At 64.9% G+C, this 8,279-nt stretch carries 6 protein-coding genes and 2 pseudogenes; 4 read left to right on the forward strand and 4 right to left on the reverse strand.

The window, feature by feature from the left end; all coding sequences use genetic code 11:
* From ABZ656_RS54025 to ABZ656_RS54035, 3 genes and pseudogenes are all read left to right on the forward strand, one after another.
* Nucleotides 1-547 (forward strand): IS3 family transposase (locus ABZ656_RS54025; protein ID WP_360279524.1); only part of this gene is annotated, 547 nt, incomplete at its 5' end.
* Nucleotides 528-848, forward strand: coding sequence for an integrase core domain-containing protein (locus tag ABZ656_RS54030; RefSeq protein WP_360279527.1), 321 nt, complete (start codon nucleotides 528-530; stop codon nucleotides 846-848). The genes ABZ656_RS54025 and ABZ656_RS54030, both read left to right, overlap by 20 nt.
* A 30-nt stretch (nucleotides 849-878) precedes the next feature.
* A pseudogene (locus ABZ656_RS54035) lies at nucleotides 879-1,524 on the forward strand (ISAzo13 family transposase); the annotation flags it as partial.
* Here the strand turns inward: ABZ656_RS54035 and ABZ656_RS54040 are convergent.
* Nucleotides 1,407-1,784, reverse strand: a pseudogene (locus tag ABZ656_RS54040) (transposase); the annotation flags it as partial. The pseudogenes ABZ656_RS54035 and ABZ656_RS54040 sit on opposite strands and share 118 nt — an antisense overlap.
* A 440-nt stretch (nucleotides 1,785-2,224) precedes the next feature.
* On the opposite strand from ABZ656_RS54040, the gene ABZ656_RS54045 reads away from it, so the two are divergent.
* Nucleotides 2,225-3,769, forward strand: coding sequence for an NF041680 family putative transposase (locus ABZ656_RS54045; RefSeq protein WP_360279530.1), 1,545 nt, complete (start codon nucleotides 2,225-2,227; stop codon nucleotides 3,767-3,769).
* A 362-nt stretch (nucleotides 3,770-4,131) separates the two neighbouring features.
* Here the strand turns inward: ABZ656_RS54045 and ABZ656_RS54050 are convergent, their stop codons facing one another.
* The 3 genes from ABZ656_RS54050 to ABZ656_RS54060 all read right to left on the reverse strand — a co-directional run bounded on the left by ABZ656_RS54050 (nucleotide 4,132) and on the right by ABZ656_RS54060 (nucleotide 6,379).
* The gene (locus tag ABZ656_RS54050) at nucleotides 4,132-4,767 is read right to left on the reverse strand and encodes a LuxR C-terminal-related transcriptional regulator (RefSeq protein WP_180362808.1); all 636 of its coding nucleotides are present in this window, start codon (nucleotides 4,765-4,767) and stop codon (nucleotides 4,132-4,134) included.
* Between the two features lie 362 nt (nucleotides 4,768-5,129).
* The gene (locus ABZ656_RS54055; protein WP_360279533.1) at nucleotides 5,130-5,924 is read right to left on the reverse strand and encodes a hypothetical protein; all 795 of its coding nucleotides are present in this window, start codon (nucleotides 5,922-5,924) and stop codon (nucleotides 5,130-5,132) included.
* Between the two features lie 158 nt (nucleotides 5,925-6,082).
* Complete coding sequence (locus ABZ656_RS54060) at nucleotides 6,083-6,379, reverse strand: helix-turn-helix domain-containing protein (protein ID WP_360279536.1); 297 nt, start codon at nucleotides 6,377-6,379, stop codon at nucleotides 6,083-6,085.
* Nucleotides 6,380-8,279 lie beyond the last annotated feature (1,900 nt).

Below are 8,279 nucleotides of genomic sequence, written 5' to 3' on the forward strand. Positions count from 1 at the left end.
CTTCATCTCCGCCCACCGCGCCGACTTCGGCGTGCAGCGGATATGCCGGGTCCTTGAGGTCTCGCGCTCGGGCTACTACCGGTGGCTTGCGGGGGTGGTGGCCCGGCAGGCCCGCCGGGCGGCCGACGACGCCCTGGTCGAGGAGATCCGCGAGATCCACGCCGATCACAAGGGCACGTACGGAGTCCGCCGCATCCACGCCGAACTGCGCGGCTTCGGGCACACCGTCAACCGCAAGCGCGTCGAACGGCTGATGCGCGTCAACGGGGTCGAGGGCCGCCATCTGCGGCGGCGTAAACGCACCACGGCACCGGACCGGCTCGCGCCGCCGGCCCCGGACCTGGTGAACCGCGTGTTCCATGCCGGGCAGCTCGACGAAAAGTGGTGCGGCGACATCACATACGTGCAGGTCGGTGGCACGTGGCTGTATCTCGCCTGTGTCCTGGACATCTGTTCACGCCGGGTGCTCGGCTGGAAGACCCCGGCCGAGGTCTTCGAGGAACAGCTACGCTCACTACAACAACCCGGTGTTGCAACGACCGGTTGAACTCGCCCAGTACACCTCGGGCGCGTTCGCCCAGGTCTGCGACCGTTTCGGGATCCGCAGGAGCATGGGCCGCGTCGGGTCGAGTTACGACAACGCCCTCGCCGAGAGCTTCTGGCAGGGGCTGAAGAGAGAGACGATGCACCAGAGGCTCTTCATGACGATCAGCCAGGCCAGGCTGGAACTCTTCCAGTGGCTGACGTACTACAACGGGCGAAGGCGCCACAGCTCGCTCGGCTACCTCTCACCCGTCGAGTTCGAACAGCAGCACCAAACAGAACGTAGACTCACACTCGCGGCATGAACCCCTGTGTCCACACTCCGGGGGGCACCTCACGCCCTTCCGATCACACCCAACGCTTTCCACGGTGACTGGAACTACACACTGTCTCCCGTTCCACCGCGAGCGCCAGGCGCGCCGGCAACGACACACCGGACCGACCCGGCCCTGACCGCGATGCTCACCGATCCGGCCCTGACCGGCATGTCACGAACCGCCTTCGAGTATTTGGTGGCAGTCTCGGAGCCTTTCTGGGACGCCTTGGCCGAGGCAGCATTCCAGCGACGCTTCCACCGCCCGCGCAGCTACCGCCACCCACAGACCAGCAGCGTGGACCACACCCACCGGCTCCTGGCAGCAATCCTGCGCCGCCGCAGAGCGGTAACCATGACCTTCCTGGCCCAACTACTGGGCGTCAACCGCACCAACCTGTCCATCCAGTACCAGGACGCAAAACGCTCCTGGACCTGCACCGGATCCTCGTCACGCCGATACCCGCATCACCCGCCCGCACAATGGAACAGCTACACGCCCGAACAACCCCCGCGGAACCCCGTCGCTGACAGTTATTGAAATACGGGCCCCCGCGGTGCCCGAATATTGCCGCTGCACCCCGGCGGAGACGGTGCCCTTCTTCAGGAAGCCCGTGTCGTCGACGATCAGCACGCCGCCTGGCTGCCCGAGCCTCTCAGCCACGTAGTCCTGCAGGTCGTCGCGGATCTGCTCCGGATCCCACTGGCACCATGACAGCAGCCGCTGTAGTCCATGCGGGGTGCCGTGGCCCGCGTACTCGGCTATCTGCCAGCTGTTCTTCCTGCCCACCGGGCCCAGCAGGCCGCGCACGTAGTCCCGCATCCGTCGCCGGGGCTCAACGCGGCCGAAGCGCCCGCCCACCCGCTGCAGCAACGACTCCAACTCGGCATCCCACAGACCTACTTCGACATCGCTCTCCGTCCCCATGACTGGTTCAACGCACCCCGATCGGGTGAGTCACGAACCACCACCACCCTGATGGAGCGTCAGCTCACTAGACTCACAAAAGACCCTGTGACCAGGACAAATGGAGAAGTGCAACTGGAGTACTAGGCCAGCTCGTCCGCTTCTGGGCGTCCTGGGCGTCCTGGGCGTCCTGGGCGTCCTGGGCGTACGGTCGGCGGATGCCGGTCTCGGGGGCGGTGGTTGTGCCGCATACCGTCCGCCCCGCACCGTACGACGGGGCCCGCGGAGTACAACAACCGGCTCCGGCCGGGGTGCCGGGCGGTCAGCTTGCGGTTTATCCTCCGGCTTCGCACGCGTTTCATCCGTGAGTGTGGTTTGCCCGGATCAGGACGCGTGGGAACGGCCTTCCGCTGATGCTGTGCTCCGTCACAGATACACCGCTCAGCAGGAAGGCCGTGGGGATGAGCCTGTCGTGTGTGAGGGTCCCGCAGGATGCGATCGCGCAACTGTCATGCTTCCGGGCGGACTTCTACGACTCTTTGACTGGTCGCGCGGATGCACTGTTCGAGCTGACGGACGCTCTGCTGTGTGCGGACGGGCCGGTGAAGACGCTGGTCGGACTGGCTCTTGAGCCCGAACACCGTCGCGGGCACGGTGCGTTGTACGGCGGTCTCAATCGGGGCCGTATCGAGTTTGCCCGGCTGCGGCGGGTGCTGTCTTCGGTCCCGTTGCCGCGGACGGGCGACGGCCGTCTGGTCCTGGCGGTGGACGTCTCGCCGTGGCTGCGGCCCGACGCCGCCACCAGCAACGCCCGCTCCTTCTGCCACACCTACGGCCGTGGCGAGAACAAGCACCTGATGATCCCGGGCTGGCCCTGCTCGTGGATCGTCGCCCTGGAGACGGGCCGCTCCTCCTGGACCGCGCCCCTGGACGCCGTACGGCTGCGGCCGGGCGACGACCTCGCCGCCGTGACCGCCGCCCAGGTGCGTGACCTGGTAGAGCGCCTGATCGCGGCGGGCCAGTGGCACGTGGGCGACCCACTCATCTGGATCGTGCTCGACGCCGGCTACGACGTGATGCGTCTGGCCTGGCTGCTGTCCGACCTGCCCGTGGAACTCCTCGGGCGCCTGCGCTCGGACCGGGTCATGCGCCGTCCGGCGCCCTCCCGCGAGGAGTACTACCGGGCCCATCCCCGCGGCGGCCACCCGCCCCGGCACGGCAGCGAATTCATCTTCAAGGACGCCAGGACCTGGGGCGCCCCCGACTCGGAGACGAAGACCGTCACCACCCGCTACGGCACCGCCCACGCCCAGGGCTGGGACCGGCTCCACCCCGAACTGCAACAGCGTTCCGCCCGGCGGGACCACCCCGGCAGTCTCCCCATCATCGAGGGGACCGTGATCCGCCTCCAGGTCGACCACCTGCCCAGCGGCGGTGACCCCAAGCCCCTGTGGCTGTGGTGGTCACAGCCCACAGCCACAGGGGCAGAGACCGACCTGGCCTGGCAGGCATTCCTCAGAAGATTCGACATCGAGCACTTCTTCAGAATGATCAAGCAGACCCTCGGCTGGACCGCGCCGAAACTGCGCGACCCCGAAGCGGCAGACAACTGGACCTGGCTGATCATCACTGCCTATACGCAGCTCCGCCTCGCCCGCACCCTGGCCATCGATCTGCGACGTCCGTGGGAACGCCCCGTCCCCCCGAACAGGCTCACCCCTGCGAGAGTCCGGCGCGGGTTCCGACACCTGCGCGCCAAGATCCCAACACCAGCCGGAGTGCCGAAACCCTCCCGGCCCGGCCCCGGCCGCCCACTCGGGTCGAAGAACCGCCACCCCGCCGAACGCTACGACGTCGGCCTACTCCTGGTCACCGGCGAACTCCACCGCCGACCAACCCATCACAAAACCGGCCCAAACCACGCCGCACTGGATAAACCGCAAGCTGAGCGGCATGCCCACGCCTTCGGAACACACCCGGCTCTCACTGGAGGCGCGCCTTGCTGAACGCGCCCGCACGGCCTGGCCGCAGCGCCACGCTGGCAGTGACCGCGACGAGGACTGCCTGCTTCCCATCGGCAGCCCCGCAGACGCCGCGATGAACATGTCCGACCAGCAGCGCGGTCAGGCAGATGTCACCATACTGAGTGGGGGAATCCAAGTGGCGGGCATAAACCACTCACTGCCGCAGCAGCTGGAATTTCCCAGGAACTCGTGTACTGGGGTGTCCCGAGTTGCTTTCTGACGGAAGTCGATGCCCGCTGGTCCGCCGACTTGCTGAGTAACAGCAGGCGCCTGGCTGGCGTTGCCCCGCCGAGCGCTTTGCGTCAGCGGTCACGGGGTACCGGTCGGCATGTCGCGCGCAGGCCTCAGATGACGCCCGAGCGCATGGCACAGGCAACGGCATGGGCATCATTGCGAACATTCAGGTGGTCCATGATGCCGGACAAGATATGTTCGACCGCGCCCAGCGAACAAGACATCTTGGCGGCTATTTCTGCATAATTCAAGCCATCCGCCGCCGACTGGAGCAGGTATATTTCCTGACCGGTCAGTCCGCACGTGGCTCGACTCTCGTTGCCGTCAGTCGAAAATCGATTCCATTGCGCCTTCTCCGCGAACGCATCCTTAGGTGATTCCGGGATCACGTTACCTCCGGCGTCGATCGTCAGCAGCGCCTGGGAGAGTGTGTTCGGAAAGCAATTTGCATACCGTAGAGCGCCGCGCACCCCACCTGCTATCGCGGTCGAAGTGTCAACATTCCATCCATTCTTCACGATAAGCAAAAATTTCGCCGTGGGTTCATTTGACAAGGCTCTCAATTTTTCCAAAGTGGCCGTTTCCATGGTTTCTACGGGCACCACGAAAATATCGGTCTGTTCGACTCCTGCATGGTCGACCTCAAGCAATCGGTGATCCTTTCGAACGTAACCACTCAAGCCGGCGCGATCGATTGGATCGTCGGCATGAATAGCCACCCGAACCTTCCTCTCAGATGAATCCATGAACATCTCCTTCCTTTCACAAGCAATTGTCGGCAGCCGCGCAATCACGATCAATTGCTCTCAAATTTAACCCGCTCTTCGTTCACGCGCCGGATTACCGACGTAACGATCACGCCGGGACCGATCGCGTTCACGTGTCACACCCATGGAATCGGCGGGGATGCAGCATGTCCCATGCGGTGCGAGCCGCGAGTCACACCAGCACTGTTCTGCGGCATCGTGGAACCTGTGAGTACGTGACTACGGGTGGACACAGCCAAGCCGATCGAGTCCCCGACCACCTACGGATTCCAGGAGGTCGTGAACTTGAGTACGCCGGATTTTGCCCCCAGGGTCCAAAACCAAGACGATCTCGCACCGATTCAGGCCAGGAGAGGCAGAGTCGGGCCCATGAAAATCACAAATCGCCCTACCCGGGCATCCGCAGGCCTCGTCCTGCCAGTGTTCATCCTCGCCGTAGCGGGGGCGATGTAGGGCCGAGATGTTCTCGGCGGCCGGTTCCGCGCGGAGTGCGGGACAGTGCCCTGCGCCGTGGTGCCGGACATGAAGTTCAGCCCGAGGTTCACCGTGGGCAGCTTCTGGCGACGCAGGCACGCGTTGACGACATCGTTGAGAGCGGTGAGCGCGTGGTCCTCGTCGGCGGTCGGAGTGTCCAGTTCGAGCAGTCCGCAGTCGTCGGCGCGCTTGGCGCGGTACTGCTGCTGATCCGCGCCCTGCATCTGCTCCTGGAGCGTGACGTCGTGCAGCAGCGCGATCACCGGACGGCCCGAGGGGGACGCCGACCGTTCGAAGGGCACGCTCGCGCCGGTGAGGCATTTCGCGACAGCGTTCGCCACGCGGTCCAGACGCTGCCGGTCGGCTGCCCGCAGTGCGTAGGGGCCCAGTGCAGCGGGGCCGATGCCGCTGCCGTCTGGCTGCGGTGACAAGAACGGGTCGGTGTGCAGCGGGTCGACGGTGGCGAACGCCTTGGCGGGCGTGCGGCAGGGGCGGACCGGCCCGCTCGCCACCGGTCGCCGGGTGTCCTGCGGAGCCACGGTGATGTGTCGGCCGGTTCTGCGGGCGAGGTAGCGCACCACGGGGGCGGCATCGCGCCAGTCGTGATGTGAAGCGGCGTACGACATGAGGGTGCGGTAGATCATGGTGTCGTCGGCGAGCACCTGCCCCTGCTGGTCCCGTACGGCGTCGGTGGTGGTCCATACCGCCAGCTAGGCGGTGGCCGCGATCGCGCAGACCACGATGAGCAGTGAGGAGGCGAGCATCCGGAACAGCAGACTGCGGTGGACCGGCAGCCTGTTCCCAGCCGCGCCGACGGTGTTCACCAGCTGTCCGAGGGTAGGGATGTGCCTGCCGGAGTGCGGTCGTTGGGCTTGTAGCCCACCTTGTAGACGGTCAGCAGGTGGACCGGGGAGCTCGGGTCGGCCTCGATCTTCTTGCGCAGGTTCAGGACGTGTACGTCGACGGTTCGCTCGGTGATGTGGGCGTTGATGCCCCGGCTGACGGTGAGCAGTTGGCGCCGGGTACGAACATGACGGCGCAGGTGCCCTTTCGTACAGCTCTTGCTCTTATCCAGCCCTGTTCGGCGAGCCGTTCCTATAATCGTCGAAGGCGCCACCAACGCAGTGCTCCTGCCGTGTGCGCTTCCACCCCCGACTTTCCATGGAGAAGCGACGTCATGAGCGCACTCGGTGAGTCCGTCGGCGCGGGCTCCGATCACGCCTCGGAATTCCTTCCACGGCGGACGCGGGGAGGTCCCGACGTTAAGGTGCAACCAGTCCCGCGCGCTGCCGCCCGGATCATATCGACGGGTGGACGAGGCGTCGCCCGCGACCGGCTCCGGCTCATCTACGGCTGGCGATATCGGCAGGCGATGGCGGTCATGGTAAGAGCACTGCCGGAATCCCAAAGTCCTTTGGGTAGTCTTCGTCACGATCGTGTCAGTGCGCTCGCCGACTTGGCCGCCGTGTACCTGTACCTCGACGGGGAATGGGAATGGATCGACCCGGCACTGCTTGGAGGAATGGCGGGTGGGCATTTGCCGCTCGCCCGTTGCACGGCGTCGGGCCTACGCAGACTGCCGTCCTACCGCGGCCCCGCAATTGTGCACACGAGCACGGTCGGGATGGTGACGGATTGGTACCGCGAGAACCAATTCGTCGTCGACCACGGCTTCTGGACCGCTTCTACGTCGGCCTCCGCGCTGAGCGAGGGTGGTCCTGGGTTCTTGGTGTGGTCTCTGACCGGGCGTCTTACGAGAGCAGTAGATCCGTACGCCCCGGGCGTCTGGTCTTCTCTCCCCGCACCCGTTTCAAAGTACTGCAGGTCAACGCGGGACGGCGGCCCCTCGTGCTGATGCGGGAGTTGTTTCCGCTGGAGCCCTCTGAGCACCCTGTGGGCTCCGGCAGCGAGCGCACCGAACGGCTGGACGAAGCCACGGTGGCAGAGCTGGAGCGGGCGGCGACGGAGGGCTTAAGACGAGACGCCGTCGATGTCATCACGGGGTCGCGCGAGCGACTTCCCGGATTGATCGTCACGACCAAGTCGGCGGGGCAAGCCGGACAATAAAACCCTGTCCGACCAGCTTAAAGGCCCTGCGGCCAGCGCCGATTGCGCAGGATCCTGGTGACCGGGGACAGCGAGACCGCCCGCTTCTTCGGGCGCAAGGTCAACTGACTCGGCGCCCCGACGCCGCCTCAGGCTTCCTCAACCGTGTCATCGCGTCTCTCTCGCGCTTCCCGACCTGGCAGGTAGGCGGCAGCCACCATGCTGATGAGGGCCTGTTCTCCACGACGGCGCTTCAGCAGCCAAGCAGGAAGTAATTGCCGGTCCGAAGCTTGGGAATGGCCAGTTCGATCGCTGCCGCCCGGGCGTCCCCTCTGGGGGGGCGGAGCCGTTGCCGTGGTTGGCTCTCTCGCCGTTGACATGGCCATATTCGGGGTTTATGGACATGCGAAAAATGAACGAAATGCAAATCTCTCCCTCCGTGGATACGTTCACGAGATGTGAGTCCTGCCTGACGCGCAAGGAAAGTGGTTGTCATGCTGTCAAGGTTCACCGCCAAACAAAAAATAGGTCACCTGCTCAAATGGGCGACCGAGTGGAGCGAAGGTGGCCAGGGGAGAAGTATGTGGCTTTACTCGCTAAACCTAGGGGGTTCTCACGCCCTTCTAAACGATTGGATCAAAAATCAGAAAATTCTAAACACTCTCACCCAAGAAGAGAAGGATATTATAGATGCGGCGCGTAAAAGGTCGTCAGAGTCGCCGCGCAAAATGAGACCTGTCAAATATTTCGATTACTTTGAGGTCGACTCGAGGGGCTAGGATTTCGCTACCGACTTGAATGGGAGTTGAGGGGCGGGGGTGATGCGTTGTCAGGCTGCGAGTCCGAGCGTGGCGGTTGCGTGCTGGTTGCGTGACCGCTAGTGCTGGATTCCTCTTTGGATGTACACATATCGGCGTCGTAGTGGGCGGGTCGGCGGGGCTGGCCGGCCCCAGACCCATGGCCGTGCGCGG

Source organism: Streptomyces sp. NPDC007095 (assembly GCF_040634475.1).
Classification (GTDB): Bacteria; Actinomycetota; Actinomycetes; order Streptomycetales; family Streptomycetaceae; genus Streptomyces.